Origin of the sequence: Exiguobacterium sp. s127, from assembly GCF_018618695.1 — a bacterium.
GTDB lineage: Bacteria > Bacillota > Bacilli > Exiguobacteriales > Exiguobacteriaceae > Exiguobacterium_A > Exiguobacterium_A oxidotolerans.
In genome coordinates, this window is sequence record NZ_JACSMO010000016.1 from 14145 (window position 1) to 34294 (window position 20150).

18 protein-coding genes and 2 tRNA genes are annotated in these 20150 nt (G+C 47.9%); all 20 read left to right on the top strand.

Annotated features, from left to right (window positions below; all coding sequences use genetic code 11):
- Nucleotides 1-22: 22 nt before the first annotated feature.
- The 20 genes from purR to cysK all read left to right on the top strand — a co-directional run bounded on the left by purR (nucleotide 23) and on the right by cysK (nucleotide 20115).
- Nucleotides 23-862: a pur operon repressor gene (purR, locus tag KNP98_RS14950; RefSeq protein WP_029332207.1), complete on the top strand. Its 840-nt coding sequence runs from the start codon at nucleotides 23-25 to the stop codon at nucleotides 860-862.
- Between the two features lie 162 nt (nucleotides 863-1024).
- Complete coding sequence (spoVG, locus tag KNP98_RS14955) at nucleotides 1025-1336, top strand: septation regulator SpoVG (RefSeq protein ID WP_088835971.1); 312 nt, start codon at nucleotides 1025-1027, stop codon at nucleotides 1334-1336.
- A 326-nt stretch (nucleotides 1337-1662) separates the two neighbouring features.
- On the top strand, nucleotides 1663-3012 hold the full coding sequence (gene glmU, locus KNP98_RS14960) for a bifunctional UDP-N-acetylglucosamine diphosphorylase/glucosamine-1-phosphate N-acetyltransferase GlmU (protein ID WP_214767913.1): 1350 nt from the start codon (nucleotides 1663-1665) through the stop codon (nucleotides 3010-3012).
- Nucleotides 3013-3081: 69 nt separating this feature from the next.
- Nucleotides 3082-4038 (top strand): ribose-phosphate diphosphokinase, encoded by a 957-nt coding sequence (locus KNP98_RS14965; protein WP_029332210.1) that lies wholly within the window; start codon nucleotides 3082-3084, stop codon nucleotides 4036-4038.
- Nucleotides 4039-4138: 100 nt separating this feature from the next.
- On the top strand, nucleotides 4139-4696 hold the full coding sequence (gene pth, locus KNP98_RS14970; RefSeq protein ID WP_088835973.1) for an aminoacyl-tRNA hydrolase: 558 nt from the start codon (nucleotides 4139-4141) through the stop codon (nucleotides 4694-4696).
- A gap of 55 nt (nucleotides 4697-4751) precedes the next feature.
- On the top strand, nucleotides 4752-8270 hold the full coding sequence (gene mfd, locus KNP98_RS14975) for a transcription-repair coupling factor (RefSeq protein WP_088835974.1): 3519 nt from the start codon (nucleotides 4752-4754) through the stop codon (nucleotides 8268-8270).
- Nucleotides 8267-9817, top strand: coding sequence for a polysaccharide biosynthesis protein (locus tag KNP98_RS14980; protein ID WP_214812185.1), 1551 nt, complete (start codon nucleotides 8267-8269; stop codon nucleotides 9815-9817). Before mfd ends, KNP98_RS14980 begins: the two co-directional genes overlap by 4 nt.
- Complete coding sequence (gene yabN, locus KNP98_RS14985; protein ID WP_214803555.1) at nucleotides 9814-11244, top strand: bifunctional methyltransferase/pyrophosphohydrolase YabN; 1431 nt, start codon at nucleotides 9814-9816, stop codon at nucleotides 11242-11244. Before KNP98_RS14980 ends, yabN begins: the two co-directional genes overlap by 4 nt.
- The gene (locus KNP98_RS14990; protein WP_214767903.1) at nucleotides 11241-11513 is read left to right on the top strand and encodes an RNA-binding S4 domain-containing protein; all 273 of its coding nucleotides are present in this window, start codon (nucleotides 11241-11243) and stop codon (nucleotides 11511-11513) included. Before yabN ends, KNP98_RS14990 begins: the two co-directional genes overlap by 4 nt.
- Before the next feature lie 65 nt (nucleotides 11514-11578).
- Nucleotides 11579-11959, top strand: a complete 381-nt coding sequence (locus tag KNP98_RS14995) for an FtsB family cell division protein (protein WP_088835978.1) — start codon at nucleotides 11579-11581, stop codon at nucleotides 11957-11959.
- An 83-nt stretch (nucleotides 11960-12042) separates the two neighbouring features.
- The gene (locus KNP98_RS15000; protein ID WP_088835979.1) at nucleotides 12043-12567 is read left to right on the top strand and encodes a S1 domain-containing RNA-binding protein; all 525 of its coding nucleotides are present in this window, start codon (nucleotides 12043-12045) and stop codon (nucleotides 12565-12567) included.
- A gap of 153 nt (nucleotides 12568-12720) precedes the next feature.
- Nucleotides 12721-12797 (top strand) — tRNA-Met (locus tag KNP98_RS15005).
- Nucleotides 12798-12806: 9 nt separating this feature from the next.
- Nucleotides 12807-12878, top strand: a tRNA-Glu gene (locus KNP98_RS15010).
- 76 nt (nucleotides 12879-12954) lie between these two features.
- On the top strand, nucleotides 12955-14199 hold the full coding sequence (gene tilS / locus KNP98_RS15015) for a tRNA lysidine(34) synthetase TilS (protein ID WP_214812187.1): 1245 nt from the start codon (nucleotides 12955-12957) through the stop codon (nucleotides 14197-14199).
- A 33-nt stretch (nucleotides 14200-14232) separates the two neighbouring features.
- Nucleotides 14233-14778: a hypoxanthine phosphoribosyltransferase gene (gene hpt / locus KNP98_RS15020; RefSeq protein WP_012368964.1), complete on the top strand. Its 546-nt coding sequence runs from the start codon at nucleotides 14233-14235 to the stop codon at nucleotides 14776-14778.
- 120 nt (nucleotides 14779-14898) lie between these two features.
- Nucleotides 14899-16905, top strand: coding sequence for an ATP-dependent zinc metalloprotease FtsH (gene ftsH / locus KNP98_RS15025; RefSeq protein WP_214809049.1), 2007 nt, complete (start codon nucleotides 14899-14901; stop codon nucleotides 16903-16905).
- 161 nt (nucleotides 16906-17066) lie between these two features.
- Nucleotides 17067-17828, top strand: coding sequence for a type III pantothenate kinase (locus tag KNP98_RS15030; protein ID WP_088835982.1), 762 nt, complete (start codon nucleotides 17067-17069; stop codon nucleotides 17826-17828).
- 11 nt (nucleotides 17829-17839) lie between these two features.
- Nucleotides 17840-18766 (top strand): Hsp33 family molecular chaperone HslO, encoded by a 927-nt coding sequence (hslO, locus tag KNP98_RS15035; RefSeq protein WP_029332221.1) that lies wholly within the window; start codon nucleotides 17840-17842, stop codon nucleotides 18764-18766.
- Between the two features lie 12 nt (nucleotides 18767-18778).
- Nucleotides 18779-19090: a SurA N-terminal domain-containing protein gene (locus KNP98_RS15040; protein WP_214803562.1), complete on the top strand. Its 312-nt coding sequence runs from the start codon at nucleotides 18779-18781 to the stop codon at nucleotides 19088-19090.
- Nucleotides 19091-19170: 80 nt separating this feature from the next.
- Complete coding sequence (cysK, locus tag KNP98_RS15045) at nucleotides 19171-20115, top strand: cysteine synthase A (RefSeq protein ID WP_088835983.1); 945 nt, start codon at nucleotides 19171-19173, stop codon at nucleotides 20113-20115.
- The last annotated feature ends 35 nt before the right edge of the window (nucleotides 20116-20150 follow it).

A 20150-nucleotide genomic window follows, 5' to 3' on the forward strand; every position in this document is an offset into this window, starting at 1 on the left:
ACGGAGAGGTGGAACAATTTAGATGAAAATTCGGAGAAGTGGTCGGTTAGTCGATATGACACGTTATCTACTCGACCATCCGCATCATCTGATCTCATTGACAATTTTCGCAGAACGCTATAAATCTGCAAAATCGTCAATCAGTGAAGATTTAGATATCGTGAGTGAAATGTTAGAGCATGAAGGAACAGGACGACTCGTCACAGTCCCGGGGGCTGCGGGCGGTGTCATGTTCATTCCGACATGGAGTAGCGAAAAAGCATTACCGTTCATCGATGATTTATGTGAACGCGTCGCACGGCCAGATCGTCTGTTGCCGGGTGGGTATTTGTATCTGACAGATTTACTTGGCAATCCACGGATGGTCAAGCAGATGGGACAAGTTTTTGCATCTGTCTTCAGTCAGAAAAAAGTGGATGTCGTCATGACGATTGCGACAAAAGGAATCCCGCTTGCTTACGCCGTCGCTGAACAACTCGGTGTACCGTTCGTGATCGTTCGTTCGGACAGTCGTGTTACGGAAGGGTCGACCGTCAGCATCAACTACGTATCAGGCTCATCAAAAGCGATTCGGACGATGGCACTGGCGCGACGAAGTCTTCCGCGCGGAGCGAACGTCTTGTTGATTGATGACTTCATGAAAGCTGGGGGAACGATTCGTGGGATGATGAGTTTACTGAGCGAGTTCGAAGCGAAAGTAGCCGGTGTCGGGGTCTTGATTGAAGCAGAAGGTGCCGAGAAGAAGATGGTCAGTGAATACGTCAGCTTAATGAAACTTGCCGACGTCGATGTCGATCTCGGACAGATTCAAGTGAAGCGTGGGAACGTCGACCAGTATTTCACAAGTGATGGGAATACCTGAATTTGACACGTGATTTCTTTGAAACTATACTGTGATTATCAAACTTTTGGAAATTATGCCTAAAAAGATTGGAAAAAGCTAAACCTTTATTTGTTTTGAACCGTAAGTAGAAGTAGACAACGAAGAGTTGTGACATCGGTTACTAAAAGGGGTGCGGACAAAATGAACGTTACGGACGTTAAAATTCGTCGCGTCGTGGCAGAGGGGCGCATGAAAGCACTCGCCTCGATTACGCTCGATCACGAATTCGTAGTACACGATTTACGTGTGATTGAAGGGAACAGTGGTCTCTTCGTCGCGATGCCGAGCAAACGGACGCAAGAAGGCATCTTTCGTGATGTCGCTCATCCAATCAATGCATTAATGCGAAAAAAGGTCGAAGATTCAGTACTAGAAGCATATGTGTTGCGTGAAGAAAATGAAGAGGCGCTCGATTTAGAGCTGACATCAGTCGAATTGACAGATCGCCCTTAATAGAGGAGACCGGTTTCCCGTATTGCGGCGGACCGGTCTTTTTTTTGCTGTTAAAAAGGTTTGCTGCAATCTTCTTACAAAACAACAACGGGTTGTGCCTCTTCCGATGAAAGCAATGAAAAGAAAAGCCCGTCCATCACAAAGGTTGATTTTAAAACGACTTATGAGTCAGCCTCCTCACGTTGTCTACAGTCTGTTTTTAATGGATGTTTCATCAATTTGACTCGGTCCTGTGATTGAATAGTGGCCTCATTTTCGTTATAGTTGGTACGAGTGTACTATTTCTGAACGAAATCAACACTAATTTACGTGGAGGAGCGACAAGGATGAATCATTTCGCGGTAATTCTAGCAGCTGGTAAAGGAACACGCATGAAATCAAAACTCTACAAAGTACTCCACCCAGTAGCTGGGAAACCTATGGTACAACACGTCGTGGACCAACTCGCGACACTTGGCGTCAAGCGTCAAGTCGTAATCGTTGGGCATGGTGCGGAGTCTGTAAAAGAAGTGCTTGGCACATCGGTGGAATATGCGCTTCAAAGTGAGCAGCTTGGCACGGGTCATGCTGTTCAAATGGCAGAACCGGTACTTGGAAACGAAAAAGGATCGACGCTTGTCGTCTGTGGGGATACACCACTCTTAACGAGTGAGACGTTAGCCGCGTTACTCGACCACCATGCAGAAACGGGTGCAAAAGTGACCGTCTTGACGGCTCATGCGGATGATGCGACTGGATATGGTCGGATTATTCGTGGTGAAGAGGGCCATGTTTCAAAAATCGTTGAACATAAAGATGCGACAGAACAAGAACTCGCGATTAAAGAAATCAACACAGGAACGTACGTGTTTGATAATGAGTTGTTGTTCGCTGCGTTAAAACAAGTCAAGAACGATAATGTCCAAGGAGAGTATTACTTGCCGGATGTCATCGAAATCGCGAAAGCCGATGGCGAAACGATTGCTGCCTATGCGGCGCCGACGTTTGAAGAGACAATCGGTGTCAATGACCGTGTCGCACTCGCGCAAGCTGAGACGTCGATGCGTAAGCGGACGAACGAGCATTGGATGCGTCAAGGTGTCACATTCATCGACCCGGCATCGACCTATATCGGACCAGATGTTACGATTGGTTCGGATACCACGCTCTACCCAGGGACACAATTGCTTGGGAAGACGATCATCGGGTCTGAATGTATCATCGGACCGAATAGTGACATCCGTAACAGTGAAGTGGCAGATGCTGCCGTCGTCCGTCAGTCGGTCGTAACCGATAGCCGGATCGGGCAAGCGGCACAAGTCGGTCCATTCGCGCACTTGCGTCAGCAAGCGGTGCTCGGAGCGAACACGCGTGTCGGTAACTTCGTTGAAGTCAAGAAATCGACGTTCGGTGAAGGAAGTAAATCGGCACACTTGAGTTACGTCGGAGACGCAACGATTGGTAAAAACGTCAATTTAGGATGTGGATCAATCACCGTCAACTATGATGGAACAAACAAGTTCGAAACGGTCATCGAGGATGATGCGTTCATCGGTTGTAACGTCAACTTGATTGCCCCCGTCACAGTCGGTAAAAATGCACTCGTCGCAGCAGGTTCGACAGTGACAGATGATGTTCCGGAAAACGGTCTTGCGATCGCCCGTGAGCGTCAAACGACAAAACCTGATTATCGTTAATTCAGCTATACCTTATTCATTACTTGTCGCTCTACTCGTCTAAACCAAACAAATGGAGGCCACCTAAACATGTCTACTGTCTTAGAACATGAAATTCGTATTTTCGCACTCAACTCGAACAAACCACTGGCAGAGGAAATCGCTAAGGTCATCGGAATTCCCGTTAGCGAAAGTTCAGTCAAACACTTCAGTGATGGCGAAATCTCGATGAACATCGAAGAAAGCGTTCGCGGAGATGATATCTACATCATCCAATCGACAAGTCAGCCGGTCAACGAGAACTTGATGGAGCTCCTCATCATGATTGACGCATTAAAACGTGCTTCTGCACGGACGATCAACGTCGTCATGCCGTATTATGGTTATGCACGTCAAGACCGTAAAGCACGTTCGCGTGAGCCGATCACAGCAAAACTTGTTGCGAACTTACTTGAAGTCGCAGGAGCGACACGTGTCGTCACGATGGATCTCCATGCCGCTCAAATCCAAGGTTTCTTCGATATTCCAGTAGATCAGTTAATGGGTGTTCCACTTCTTGCTACTTACTTCGAGAAGAAAAACATCGACCCAAATGAACTCGTCATCGTTTCTCCAGACCATGGCGGTGTTACACGGGCACGTAAATTAGCAGAACAATTAAAAGCACCGATCGCAATCATCGATAAGCGTCGTCCGAAACCGAACGTCGCGGAAGTCATGAACATCGTCGGTCAAGTCGATGGCAAAATCGCCATCATCATCGATGACATCATCGATACGGCAGGAACGATTACACTTGCTGCGAACGCTTTAATCGAAAATGGGGCGAAACAAGTTTATGCTTGTTGTACGCACCCTGTTCTTTCTGGTCCAGCGATGGAACGGATTGAGAACTCAGCGATTGAAGAGCTCGTCGTCTTGAACACGATCGACTTGACGCAACGTGAATGCGCAAGCAAAATCAAACAAATTTCTGTCGCGCGGTTACTTGCAGAAGCAATCATCCGTGTCCATGAACAAAAATCAATCAGCCCGCTCTTTAGCTGATCAACAAACAGATACGAACGATGAGGTCCGGTTTTTTGAAATCGGACCCTTGTTCGTGCTTTTTTTTCATCAAAGGAAATGAACAAAAGGAGGTAGCGATATGAAATGTATCGTCGGTCTAGGGAACCCTGGAGCTAAATATACGAACACACGTCACAACATCGGTTTCCTCGCGATTGATGCGTTGGCGGAGGAACACGGAATAAAATTATCCGAGTCGAAGTTTAAAGCAGTCTTCGGAACGGGAATGATAAATGGGGAACGTGTTGTGCTCGTCAAACCATTGACTTACATGAATCTATCCGGGGAAGCAGTTCGTCCGCTCCTGGATTTTTATAAAATCGCGGTCGAAGACGTCCTCGTCATCTATGATGATCTCGATTTGCCGCTTGAAAAGATGCGTCTTCGCTCAAAAGGAAGCGCCGGTGGGCATAATGGTGTCAAGTCGCTTATTCAGCATTTAGGCACACAAGAAATTAAACGCTTAAAACTCGGTGTCGGTCGTCCGCCTGCTCCGATTCAAGTCATCGATTGGGTCTTGATGCCGTTCTCAAAAGCAGAACAACCTGTCTTGCGGGAAGTATTGGCGGACGCTGTGAAAATCGCGACAGACTTTACCGATACACCATTTTTGGCTTTGATGAATCGCTATAACTGAACGAAACGCTTTGGAATTCCAAAGCGTTTTTGCTGTCGTCTTAGGAGGGGAAACTATGAAACAACTACAAAATCTGTTGCTCGGAATACCAGAAATAAAAACGGTCCGTGAGCGTTTTCGACAAGGGGTCGATGCCCAACTCATCACAGGCTTGATGAATAGCGGGAAAGCGTTGTTCGTCGCAGGCATTTATCAAGAAACAAAAAAACGGTTCGTCATCGTCACCCACAATATGTTTCAAGCGCAAAAACTGTATGATGATTTGATTGAACTGGTGCCTGAACAGGAAGTGATGCTCTACCCGGTCGACGAGACATTAGCTGCTGAATTATCGTACGGGGCGAGCCCGGAATTACGGGCGACACGGATTGAAACGCGGCACCGGCTCCTGACGACCGATGATGGTATTTTAATCATCCCACTCGTCGGTCTCAGACGGTATGCTCCACCTGCAAGTGATTTCTTAGCACATACGAAACGGATTAAGCCGGGCGATATCTTGGCAATTCCGGACTTCATTCAAGAATTAGTCGACGCCGGATATGAGCGAACGGCGACCGTGACAACACCGGGAGAATTTTCAGTTCGCGGGAGTATCATCGATATTTATCCGTTGACGGTCGACCGTCCCTATCGATTGGATTTATTTGATGAAGAAGTCGACTCGATTTATACATTCGATGCAGAAACGCAACGATCACTCGGTGTGGTCGCAGAAGCGTTGCTTCCACCGGCAGCTGAACACTTTGCGACGACGGAAAATCTCCGTGCCGCGGGTGAACGGTTGCGTGCACTCTATGAAGCGACGAAAGAACGTGTCCAAAGCACGGAAGTCCTTGCAGCACTTGAAGAAGGGATCGCCTATGACGTCGAATTGCTCGAAAGTGGGGAGCGACCGAAACAACTCGCGAAATACGCGCCGTTACTGTATCAGAAGACATTACTGGCTGATATCACAGATGCCGTCTTGATCGTCGATGAAATCGCACGGATCGAAGAAGCGGCGGAAGTTCAGGATGCGGAAGAAGCGGAATGGATGGCTTCGTTGATTGAACGGGGGCAAAGCGTTAGTGATTACATTCTCTCGGTTCCGATGCTCAAAGTCTTTGAACAACGTCAGCTACTCTACTTGTCGCTCCTTCCGACACGCAGAAGCGGCGTCCCTGAAAGTGCAGCGATTCACTTCAACATCAAACCGATCGCTCCGTTTCATGGCCAAATGGAACGTCTGAAACAGGAAATCGATCGGTATGCCCGGGCAGACATGTGGATGGTCTTTCTTGCGAGTAACAAAGAGCGGGCGGAGCGGATGCGGCAGACACTTTCCGACTACGGTGTCGAAGCGTCCTTGCATACGGCAGAAGAAGATATGCGTCGGGGACATCCGTCGATTTTAATCGGTGGCATTCATGGTGGTTTCGAAATGACGAATGCACGACTCGTCGTCGTGACGGAAGAAGAAGTCTTTAAGCAACCGACCCGTCGCCGGAAACAGACGACGAAATTGACGAACGCGGAACGGATCAAAAGTTACCAAGAGTTGAAGACGGGTGATTATATCGTCCATATCCACCATGGAATTGGTCGTTACCACGGCATCAAAACGATTGATGTCGCAGGGAACCATAAAGATTACTTGCACCTTGTCTATGCCGGTGACGACTCCTTGTATGTTCCGGTTGACCAAATCGACTTGATTCAAAAATACGTCGGAGCAGAAGGAAAAGAACCGAAAATCTATAAACTCGGCGGAACGGACTGGAAGAAAGTCAAAGCGAAAGTCCAAAAATCAGTTGAGGACATCGCAGATGAACTAATCAAATTGTATGCGACACGAGAAGCGGCAGTTGGATTTGCTTTCCCGGAAGATGATGACAGCATGCAGGCATTCGAAGCCTCGTTCCCGTACGAGGAAACGGTCGATCAAGTCCGGTCGATTGAAGAGATTAAGAAAGATATGGAACGGCCGCGTCCGATGGATCGTCTGTTATGTGGAGACGTCGGATACGGGAAAACGGAAGTCGCGATTCGGGCGGCATTTAAAGCAGTTATGGCAGGGAAACAAGTCGCTCTCCTTGTACCGACGACTGTTCTTGCCCAACAACACTATGAAACGATGCTCGAGCGATTCAGCGAATGGCCAATCAATGTTTCAGTCATGAGTCGGTTCCGATCGGCGTCAGAACTGAAAGCAACAAAAAAAGGCTTGAAAGAAGGAACGATCGACGTCGTTGTCGGAACACACCGTGTCTTATCAAAAGATGTTCAGTTCGCTGACATTGGTCTGTTGATCATCGATGAAGAGCAACGCTTCGGTGTTAAACATAAAGAACGATTGAAACAACTCAAAACGAATGTCGATGTTTTGACGTTGACGGCGACACCGATTCCACGGACCTTACACATGTCGATGATCGGGATTCGTGATTTGTCGGTCCTCGAGACACCGCCTGAAAACCGCTATCCTGTCCAAACGTACGTGATGGAGTACGACGGAATCATCATGCGTGAAGCACTTGAACGTGAACTTGGTCGAGGGGGGCAAGCCTTTTTCCTCTACAATCGCGTTGAAGGGATTGAACGGAAGGCGGAGGAAATCCGGGCGCTCGTTCCGGAAGCACGTGTCGTCACGGCACATGGTCGGATGACAGAGACGGAACTTGAAAGTCAATTGATTGCCTTCTTCGAGGGGGATGCCGATGTTCTTGTCAGTACGACAATCATTGAAACGGGGATCGATATTCCGAACGTCAATACATTGATCGTCAACGATGCCGATCAAATGGGTCTATCACAGCTCTACCAACTGCGTGGTCGTGTCGGACGTTCAAGTCGTGTCGCGTATTCCTACTTTACGTACCGTCCGCAAAAACGGTTGACCGAAGTCGCCGAGAGTCGTCTTCAGGCGATCAAGGAATTTACGGAGCTTGGAAGTGGCTTCAAGATTGCCATGCGTGACTTGTCGATTCGCGGTGCCGGGAATCTGCTCGGATCCCAACAATCCGGTTTTATCGATTCAGTCGGGTTCGATTTGTATTCACAAATGTTATCGGAAGCCGTCGAAGAACGGAAGGAACGAATGAAAGGGAAACAACGTGTCCAAAAATTCGTACCAGACTTTACGTTCAGTCTCGATGCGTATATTCCGAGTCATTATATGTCGGATTCTGAACTGAAAATTGAGTTCTATAAACGCTTGAAGTATGTTGATACGACAGAAAGTCTTGATGCACTCGAAGGAGAGATGCTGGAGCGCTTCGGCGAATTCCCGAATGAAGTCGCACGATTGATTCAGTTGACGCGGATGCGGATTTTTGCTGAACGGGCTCGGATTGAGCGGGTCAAACAAACGGACCCGAAAATCGAGATCGTCTTATCCGAACAAACGACTCAGACGCTCGATGTTGCGGATTTCGTCAAGTGGACGGTACCGATTGGTCGCGGACTCGGCATGGGACAACAAGAAGGAAAACTTGTTTTGACGTTGAACCGTGGCAAACAAACCGTTCAACAAACAACGGAACAAGCAGAGCGGTTGCTCGCTGAACTTGACCGCCGGATCTCGATGCGATGAGTCAACGGCGAACGATTGCGCAAGGGGCAGCGCTCCTGGCGATCTCGAGTTACATCTCAAAGCTGCTGAGCTTTTTTTACCGGATTCCGTATCAAAACATGGCAGGGGATTTTGGATTGTACGTCTATCAGACGGTCTATCCATTATTCGCGATTGCGGCAGCACTGGGGATTTATGCGCTACCCGTCATCGTCGCAAAGTTGACGTTGCATCACCCGGAAGAAAAACGAGAGGTTCTCTGGTCGATTTTCTTTGTCCTTGCGAGTCTTTCGTTAGTGTTCGGTCTGCTCGGCTGGATCATCGCACCAGAACTTGCTTTACTGTTCGGAGATCCGAAGCTCGTCCTTCCGTTACGTGCTGTGACGTTGACGTTTTATTTATTGCCGGTCATTGCCGTGTTACGAGGAATGTTTCAAGCAGACCTTGAGATGCGACCGACCGCCTTTTCACAAATTACGGAAAACGCCGTGCGTGTCTGTTTATTGTTACTCGTGACGTATTATGGTGTCTCGATCGGAGCGAATCCTTATCAAATCGGTGCTGCGGCACACGTGACGGCGCTCGGTGGCAGCGTCGCTTCATTGTTGTTGCTCCTTCGCTTCGCGAAAGGGCGGATTGGTCGCCCGGTCGTCTCGAAGCGTCATTTAAAACGTGTCGGGAAAGTCTTATTGACGAGTGGGATGGCGGTCAGTATCGCGTCGCTTGCTTTACTGTTGATGCAGTTGATTGATGGATTGACGTTCGTCAACTTGCTCGGGGATACGATGGAGACGAAAATCGAGAAGGGGATTTTTGATCGTGGTTATCCATTGTTGCAGTTCGCAATTTTATTTGCGACGTCAATCAGTCTGGCCAGTGTTCCGACGTTGCTGACGGAGTATCGTAAACAAAATGACGCGGCGACACGGTTGCACCTTGAAACACTCCTTCGTTCTGGTCTATTGGTCGCGGCAGCTGCGACGGTCGGATTGTTTAGTGTCATGCGTCCACTCAACATCGCGCTCTATCAAGATGATAAAGGGACGATTGCGCTCAGTTGGCTTGCTGCGACGGCCTTTACGGCATCGCTCTCGATGATTATCATCTCTTGTCTCCAGTCCGTCGATGCTGAAAAATATGCCTTTGCAGGCGTCGTGCTCGGACTGGTCGTCAAGCTGTTATTAAACATCTACTTGTTGCCCCGTTATGGTATGATCGGGGCGGGAATGGCGACATTCGGCGGATTCGCAATGATGGCATCAGCACAACTCATCTTATTGAATCGGAAATTCGGACGTGTAACAGCAGGACGAATTTTCTACGTCCGATTGCTCCAAGCAATCATCCCGATGGCGTTGTTTTTGTACGTGGTCGAACGTCTGTTTCAATGGGCAGGTTTCGAGACGCGGATTGGAGCGATGTTTGAAGTGGGTCTACTCGTCATCGGTGGTGCATTGATCTTTTGTATATTTGCACTGCGCAGGCGGGTCCTGACAGAGCGGGAGTGGTCTTTATTGCCGTTCGGAGACAAACTTTATCGAATTCATCATCGGAGGAAAATCATATGACACACCGTATTACAGTCGTCGGCTTAGGTGTTGGCGAACTAGAGCAATTGCCGTTTGGCGTTTATAAGTTATTGAAAGAAACAACACAACCTGTTTATTTACGGACAGCAGATCATCCCGTCGTTTCAGAACTGGCGACAGAGGGAATGAAATTTACATCGTTTGATTCGATTTATGAGCGGCACGACCGTTTTGAAGCGGTCTATACGGACATCGTCGAAACACTGCTTGATCAGGCGACACAAACGCCAATCATCTATGCGGTACCGGGACACCCGCTTGTAGCAGAAAGTACCGTTCAACAACTACTTGCGCGTGCGACTGACATCGACATCGTCGGTGGACAAAGTTTTCTTGATCCGATGTTCGCAGCGGTCGGGGTAGATCCGATTGAAGGATTTCAATTGCTTGACGCAACGGCCTTCCGTGTTGATGAAGCGCAAATTCGTCAACACGTACTGATCGGACAAGTGTACGATGCGTTTGTCGCAGGTGACTTGAAAGTCATGTTGATGGAACGTTATCCGGATGAACACCCGGTGACGCTCGTCACAGCAGCGGGGACGAGCAAGCAACACGTCATGACAGTTCCGCTCTATGAACTGGATCGTGTGACGATGCTCAGTAATTTGACGACGGTCTATGTGCCGCCGGTGACGGAGGAAAAGGCGCTGAATCGGGATTTCGCGACGCTCAAGGACATCATCGCCCGTTTACGTGGTGAAGGAGGGTGTCCATGGGATCAAGAACAGACGCATGAATCGCTCAAAAAACATTTAATCGAAGAATCTTACGAATTACTGGAAGCAATCGACCTTCAGGACGATAACTTAATGATAGAGGAATTAGGGGATGTCTTACTTCAAGTCATGCTCCACGCACAAATCGGTCTCGATGAAGGGTACTTTGATATCCGGGACGTCATCGGCAGTGTCAGCGATAAGATGATTCGTCGTCATCCACACGTCTTTGCAGAGACGACGGTTGATTCGGCGGCAGACGTCGTTGCGAACTGGCAAACGATCAAGTCGCAGGAGAAACCGGAGCGGAAATATCTGCTCGACGGTGTCACAAAAGGGGCACCTGCCTTGATGCGTGCTGAACAGATTCAGAAAAAAGTCGCAAAAGTCGGCTTTGAGTGGGACACAGTCAGTGGTGCGCTTGAAAAGGTACAAGAAGAAATACGTGAACTACAAGAAGCAGCGCCAAAAGAACAACTTGCTGAATTCGGAGATCTCTTATTTTCGTTAGCACTTGTCGGAAAATATATGGGATTATCGGGAGAAGAAGCGTTGCAGCTGACGAACGATAAGTTCATTCGCCGTTTTACGCGGGTGGAACAACTCGCAAAGCGACCAATTGAAGAGTTGTCGCTCGACGAACAAGATCAGTTATGGAATCAAGCGAAGCAGGAGGAACAGTCATGAGACTCGATAAATTTTTAAAGGTATCCCGTTTGATTAAACGACGGACACTCGCAAAAGAAGTAGCCGATCAAGGCCGTATCACGATCAATGGTTTAGTCGCCAAAGCAAGCAGTAACGTCGCAGTCGGCGATGAGATGACGATTCGATTCGGAAACAAAATCGTCACCGTTCAAATCGACGGCATTAAAGAGCATGCGAAAAAAGAAGAAGCGACGGACATGTATAAGATTATTCGTGAAGAAAAAGTGAATTCTGAAGAATCAATGTAATTTACCTGAAAAAGGAAGTATACTAAAGAGTGTCAGAGATGACCACTCGGATAAGGAGGGATGATATGCCGGCACCGTTAGAATCAGGTCGTCAAACACCACCAAAGATTAAACCGCTCAATGATCGTAAAAAGCAATTAAGCCAAAATGCGATTGAGAACCGATCGCGCTTAAAAAAACGTTTCTTGATTTGTATGTCAATCTTTCTCATCGTCCTTTCTCTCATGGGGTGGTCATACATCGAAAAGAAACAATTGATTGCTGAACAAAATCAATCGTTCCAGGTCGCTCAACAAGAGCAAACAAAAGCGAAAAAAGAGTCGGCACGCCTGAAAGAGGAAATCGAACGGCTGAACGATAAAGAATATGTTGCGAACTTAGCGAGAAGTGAGTTGTTGTACTCGAAAAAAGGCGAAACAATTTTCTATTTCTCACCTGAAGATTAACCGATGGTTGCCGATTGATTGAAAAAATATGTAATCACTCGTATAATAAGAAATGAATCAACTAAAAAGGAGCAATACAATTTATGTCGATTGAAGTAGGCAGCAAAGTGCAAGGGAAAGTTACAGGCATCACTAATTTCGGAGCGTTCGTAGAATTACCGACTGGGAAAACCGGTCTCGTTCACATCAGCGAAGTGGCAGATTCTTACGTTAAAGATATCAATGATGTCTTGACGGTTGGACAGGAAATCACAGTTAAAGTCTTGAGTGTAGAAAACGATGGTAAAATCGGTCTTTCAATCAAGAAGGCTGTTGACCGCCCTGAAGGCGAACGTCCTCGTCCTGCACGTCAATTCGACCGTGGCCCACGCCCGGCCGGTCAAGATCGCGGACCACGTCCGTTTGATAACAAAGGACCGCGCAGTGGCGGCGGTGGTGGAAATCGTGGAGGATTCAACAAAGGTGGTCGCGGAGCACCTGCTCCACGTAAAGAGCAAACGTTCGATACGTTGATGACGAGTTTCCTCAAAGACAGTGAAGATCGTCTTGCGACACTCAAACGCCAAACGGATTCAAAACGTGGCGGACGCGGTGCTAAACGTCAATAACTTGCTGACCTGTTCTTTATAAGAATAGAGATGGAATGACGCTGTTCATTCCATCTTTTATTTTTTTGAAATTATTTTTATAAAAAGCGTTGACTTTCATTTGACTCCACCGTATTATAGAAAATGTGCTTAAGACGCACGAGTTAAAAATATGGCGGTGTAGCTCAGCTGGCTAGAGCGTACGGTTCATACCCGTGAGGTCGTGGGTTCGACTCCCTCCGCCGCTACCATATTTTTTTGGCCCGTTGGTCAAGCGGTTAAGACACCGCCCTTTCACGGCGGTAACACGGGTTCGATTCCCGTACGGGTCATTCTTTAAAAGCTATCTCTATTATATAGAGGTGGCTTTTTTTAGTATAGTAGATTCGAAAAGGGGATGCGTACATCATGGAAACGATTGCTCCTGTTCCGAATGAACCGCTCATCGTCGGCGTATCCGGAGGCTGCGACTCGATGGTGCTCGCGCATCTGTTGCACGAGGCGAAGTTTGATCTTTTAATTGCCCATGTCCACCATGGTCTTCGTGCAGCATCGGATGAAGAAGCCGCGTTTGTCGAAAACTGGGCCTTTGAACGTAATATCCCGTTCCGGACGATCCGTTTAGAATGGGGTGGACAACGGGTGAGTCAAGCCCGTTGTCGCGAGAAACGGTATCAGTTTTTTGAAAACTTAATGGAAGAGACGAACCGGAGTCACTTAGTTTTAGCACATCATCGTGACGATCAACTCGAGACGTTATTGATTCAGTTGTTGCGGGGTGAAGCGACGATCGACGGGATTCCGATTCATCGCCCGTTCGGTCCCGGTCAGTTGCATCGTCCGCTGGTGAACTGGACGAAACAGGAACTGACGGCTTATGCGACGCGTCAACAAATCGAGTGGCGTGAGGATGCGACAAATGCGGAAACGAAGTACTTAAGAAATCAAATCCGGCACGATATTTTACCAAGGCTCGCTCAAGTGCGCCCGGGGTTCGAAGAAGCGGCGGTCCGTGCCGCACGGCTTCGTCAAACGATACAGGACGAGCACTTAGCGTACGTCGAAGCATTAGTAGCGCGACATACGACGGAGGATGGGATAGTAATCGATGAGATCAACCAGCTGCCGACAGATTTGAGACGACTCGCTTTACAAGTGCTCTTACCGGATGTCCGGTTGACATCAGAGGATTTCGATCGCTTTTTAGCATGGCTCCGAGTAGATATGCCCTCGAGCGAAGTGTATTATGGAAACTGGAGGATTCGCCGCGCGTACGGATACTTGACCTGTATCGAGAAAGATACGACAGATTCTGCACTTGAATCGTTTCAAGTAGGGGCTGATTTGGGAACATACCGTTATGGTGAACGAGATGTGACGTTTTCATACGGGGATGCAGGGATTCCGTTAGCGGAAGTTACTTTCCCGCTGACGGTACGAAGTCAGTTGCCAGGGGACCGGATACAGCTAGAAATCGGAACGAAAAAAGTAAGCCGGATTCTAATTGATGCGAAAGTACCACGTTATCTTCGGGCAGAAGTTCCGGTCGTCGTCGACGCCACGGGTCAAGTTTTAGCGGTCGTCGGACATCGAATTGCAAAATTCGGGTCATTTGAACTCCTCGCACGGTCTTATTTAATGATAGAATGGTAATGTAGTGTTTAAAATGGAGGAGGAATACCTAGCATGACCTTAATGAATGATATGGAGAAAGTACTGATTTCGGAAGAAGAGATCCAACATAAAGTCGGTGAACTCGCGGGTGAATTGACAGCAGATTATGGTGATCGTTTTCCACTGCTCGTCTGTGTCTTAAAAGGCGCAATGCCGTTCATGTCTGATCTCGTCAAAAAGATGGACATGCACCTTGAGATGGATTTCATGGATGTTTCGACATACCACGGTGGAACGACATCGACAGGCGAAGTTAAAATCGAAAAGGATTTGAACACATCTGTAGAAGGACGTGACATCCTGATTGTCGAAGATATCATTGACAGTGGATTGACGCTTGGATACTTGGTTGATCTCTTCAAGTACCGTAAAGCAAAATCTGTCAAAATCGTGACATTGCTCGATAAGCCGTCAGGTCGCAAAAATGATCTTCACGCGGATTATAGTGGATTTGTGATTCCACACGAGTTTGTCGTCGGTTACGGTCTCGACTATGAAGAGAAATATCGTAACCTTCCATATGTTGGTGTGTTGAAGCCGGCAGTCTACGGTGGCTAATTATTTTTAATCTTGACTGTCACATGATAAGATGAAACCAATTACAAAGCGCGCTTTGCCGCGTCAGGATTCGTATCAGTTGATGAAGGTATGTCAGTTGGTGCGGAGAGGAGGCATAAGATGAACCGAGCAGTGAAGAATACCCTCGTGTTTGGGGTCATTTTTCTAGCTTTGATCTTGTTTCTGCAATACTTGCAGAGTCCAGTGAACAAAAGCAAAGAAATCAATTACACACAGTTTGTCGAGTCGGTTGAAAAAGGTGAAATTAAGACGGCTACCTTCCAGTACGAAGGACAGACGTATAATGTGACTGGTGATTTACGTGAAAAGGATTCGACGTATGAAACGGTTGTTCCAGCTGTTGATACGGAGTTAACGGATCTTTATACACAATTGCGCAGTCAAGGTGTCAATATGGACTTTAAAGCAGCAGAGACGAATGGCGGTTGGATCGCGTTACTGACGACGATCGTCCCGTTCATCATCATATTCATTCTCTTCTTCTTCTTAATTAATCAAGCACAAGGTGGCGGCGGCGGTGGTCGTGTGATGAACTTCGGTAAATCAAAAGCGCGCCTCTATGATACGGAGAAAAAGAAAATTACGTTTGAAGATGTCGCTGGTGCAGACGAAGAGAAGCAAGAACTCGTCGAAGTTGTCGAATTCTTGAAAGACCCACGTAAATTTGCACGTCTCGGTGCACGTATCCCTAAAGGGGTCCTTCTTGTCGGTCCTCCAGGTACAGGTAAAACGTTACTTGCACGTGCAGCAGCAGGTGAGGCTGGCGTTCCATTCTTCTCGATTTCAGGTTCTGACTTCGTTGAGATGTTCGTTGGTGTCGGGGCGTCACGTGTACGTGATCTCTTCGAAAATGCAAAGAAAAATGCACCGTGTATCATCTTCATCGATGAAATCGATGCAGTCGGTCGTCAACGTGGCGCAGGTCTCGGTGGCGGACATGATGAGCGTGAACAAACATTGAACCAACTTCTCGTTGAGATGGACGGATTCAGTGAAAATGAAGGCATCATCATGATCGCAGCAACGAACCGCGCTGATATCTTGGACCCAGCCTTGCTTCGTCCAGGTCGTTTTGACCGTCAAATTACGGTTGAGCGTCCAGATGTCGTCGGTCGTGAAGCAGTTCTTAAGGTACATGCACGAAATAAACCACTCGACTCAACAGTCGATTTAAAAGCAATCGCACAGCGGACACCAGGATTCTCTGGTGCTGATCTTGAAAACCTGTTGAACGAAGCAGCACTCGTTGCAGCGCGTACCGACCGGGATAAGATTTCCATTGTCGATCTAGAAGAAGCGATTGACCGCGTTATCGCTGGACCAGCGAAGAAGAGCCGGATCATTTCGCCGAAAGAGAAAAAAATCGTTGCGTGGCATGAAGCAGGTCATACGATCATCGGTGTCACACTTGATGATGCGGATGAAGTGCATAAAGTAACAATCGTTCCTCGTGGGAATGCCGGCGGTTACGTCGTCATGCTTCCGAAAGAAGATCGTTACTTCATGACAAAACCAGAACTTGAAGATAAAATTACCGGATTGCTTGGTGGTCGTGTCGCGGAAGATATCGTCTTTGGTGAAGTATCGACTGGAGCAAGCAACGACTTCCAACGTGCGACAGGACTCGCCCGGAAGATGGTGATGGAGTTCGGGATGAGTGAAAAACTCGGACCGCTTCAGTTCGGTTCAGGTCAAGGCGGAAATGTCTTCTTAGGACGTGACTTCCAAAATGAACAAAACTATTCGGACGCGATTGCGCATGAGATTGATACAGAAATCCAAGCGATCATCAACCGCTGTTACCAAAAAGCGAAAACGATCTTAACGGAAAAACGTGATCAGCTTGATTTGATTGCGACAACGTTACTTGAAGTTGAAACGCTGGATCAAAAACAAATTCACCACCTCATTGAGACAGGTGAATACAAAAAGAACGAGCCAGAAGTGGTAGCTGAACAAACAGAAGACGAGAAAAACCCGGAATCGACGACTCCTGTCATCGATGAACCGACAGAATCTCCGACACAACGTGGTTCAGTCATCGACGAAGGTCAAAATGTGGATGTAGAAAAGCCTGATCAACCACGCCGTGATGATCAAATTTAATCGCTGACACAACGAGACAGGACCAGTACCCGCTATGCGGGTGCTGGTCCTGTTTTTATATGCCGTGATGCTTGCGCACTTCGGTAGGTGAAGCTTAGCCGACGTGGTATAATCACAACGTATATTGCAGGTATCGTATAGAAAAGTGGGGAATCAGTCAAATGATCTTAGTAATTGATGTTGGAAATACGAATATCGTACTGGGTGTCTATGCTGGCGAGACATTGGTCGAGCACTGGCGGATCGCAACCGATCGGACACGGACGACCGATGAGTACGGGATGCTCGTCAAAGCCTTGTTCCGGGATGCAGAGTTAAACGTGGAAGAAATCGAGGGAATCGTGTTATCATCTGTCGTACCCCCCGTCGTGTTTCCACTGGAGAACATGTGCGTCCGTTATTTCAATCGACGCCCGTTCGTGATTGGACCAGGTATTAAAACCGGACTCGACTTAAAAGTCGATAACCCAAGGGAAGTCGGGGCGGATCGAATCGTCAATGCGGTCGCCGCGACGGTCAAATATGATGGTCCATTGATCATCGTCGACTTTGGGACAGCAACGACCTATTGTTATATCGATTCACAAAAACGCTATTACGGTGGAATCATTTCACCGGGTGTCATGGTGTCGACTGAGGCACTCTATAACAAAGCAGCAAAACTGCCGCGCATTGAGATTGCGAAACCACAATCCGCGATTGGGCGGAATACGATTCATGCGATGCAGTCAGGGACGTATTTTGGATATGTCGCGCAAGTGGACGGTCTTGTCCACCGGATGAAAGAAGAAATGGGTGAAGCAAAAGTCATCGCGACTGGTGGGCTTGCCCGATTAATCAGCGAGGAATCCGCAACGATTGAAATCGTCGATCCATTTTTGACGCTTGACGGGTTGCGTATTATCTACGAACGAAATAAGTGAGGGAATAAATAATGAAACGTGAAGAATTATTAGCACAACTAAAAGATGATTATTTAGTACGGGCGCTCGGTTTTAACGGCGAAGTCCGTGCATTTGCAATCCGTTCGACAAAGTCGGTGTATGAAGCACAGCTCCGGCACCAAACGACTCCGGTCGTCACGGCGGCGCTTGGCCGGACGCTGACAATCGGTGCGATGATGGGAACGATGCAAAAAGGCGACACACGTGTGACCCTGAAAGTTGAAGGGGACGGTCCGATCGGAAAAATCATCGTCGATGCCGATGCAAAAGGAACGGTCCGTGGATACGTCAGCCATCCACGTGTCGAAATGGATACGTACGTCAATGCAGACGGTCTGACGAAATTAAAAGTCGGCGATGCAGTCGGTCGCGGAAATATTTCCGTTATCAAAGACTTAGGTCTTCGTGACTTCGTCGGAGGGCAATCACCGATCCAAACCGGTGAAATCAGTGAAGACTTTACGTATTACTTCGCAGTCTCAGAACAAAGTCCATCTGTCGTCGGTGCAGGTGTGCTCGTTTATCCGGAAGATGAGTCGGTCATCGCAGCAGGTGGGTTAATCGTGCAATTGATGCCAGGCGCATCGGAAGAAACGATTGCCGCACTCGAAGCACGAGTGGCCGCATTAAAACCAATCTCGATTCTTGTCGGAGAAGAAAAAACACCGGAAGAAATGCTTGAACTCGTCCTCGGTGAATCATACGAAGTCCTCGATACAGTGCCGGTTACGTTTGGTTGCACATGTGATCGCGAAAAGCTCGCGACAGCCATCGTGGCGCTCGGACCTGACGAGATTCAATCGATGATTGATGAAGATGGTGGAGCAGAGGCAGTTTGTCATTTCTGTTCAGAACACTATCAGTATGGCGTCGAAGAATTACAATCACTTCGTGAAAAATCGCTCGAACGAGCATAAGAGGGTCTGAAAATGGGAAATGTAAACTCTAAGTACTTGTGGATGTTGATTTTCATCTTACTGTTGACGAACTTTTTAACGGGAGCATATGCCTTCATGGGAGAACTACCGAAAGTCGATTCTCCGAAGATCGTCCAAGAAAGTATCGGTGGACCGCTTGAAGACGTCGTCGCGACAGTCGGAGACGAAGACATCACACGAGCGGATGTCTATCAAGTAATGCGTAAAGAACACGAACAAGATACACTCGATCGTTTGATTCAAGAAGCGATAGAACGTCAATCCAAAAATGGAACGAAACCTACCGTGGAGCGCTTTGATTGACAGATTTCATCCAGTCCATTGATAATTGATTTATCGGATTACTTGGAATTAAAGGTTTTTCATTATGAGGAGGAATGGTCATGCGTATTGCAAATTCAGTACTAGATTTAGTCGGCCGCACGCCGATCGTCAAATTGAACCATCTGACAGGACCAGAGGATGCAGATGTCTACTTGAAACTGGAGTACATGAATCCCGGGTCAAGTGTCAAAGACCGGATTGCGCTGTCGATGATTGAAGCGGCAGAGGATGCTGGGAAACTGAAAGCGGGCGATACGATCATCGAACCAACGAGTGGCAACACCGGGATTGGTCTAGCGATGGTCGCAGCAGCGAAAGGATACCGGGCCATTCTCGTCATGCCAGAAACAATGAGCATGGAACGTCGAACTCTTCTTCGTGCGTACGGCGCGGAGTTGATTTTAACACCTGGTCCGGAAGGAATGAAGGGTGCAATCGCGCGAGCGACGGCGGAAGCAGAGGAACATGGTCATTTCATGCCGCAACAATTCAACAACGGAGCGAACCCCGTCGTCCACGAACAGACGACAGGACCTGAAATCGTTGAAGCGTTCGAAGGACTATCACTGGATGCCTTCATCGCCGGAATCGGAACAGGTGGGACGATCACGGGTGCTGGTAAAGTATTACGCGACGCCTTCCCGGGAATCGAAATCATCGCTGTCGAACCAACGGATTCACCTGTTCTTTCGGGTGGTAAACCGGGTCCGCACAAGCTCCAAGGAATTGGTGCTGGATTCGTACCCTCGATTCTCGATACACACATCTATGACGGTGTCGAACAAATCACGACGGAAGAAGCATTTGATCATGCGCGCCGTGCCGCGAAATCAAACGGAGTTCTCGGTGGGATTTCTTCAGGTGCTGCAATCGCTGCAGCTCTTAAAACGGCCAAACGTCTTGGAAAAGGCAAAAATGTGTTAGCGATCATTCCTTCGAATGGAGAACGTTACCTCAGTACGCCACTCTATCAAGTCGAGGAAGAAGAAGGTTCGAAACTATAATTTTTTTCAGGCACACGGAAGTCATTCGACTCCCG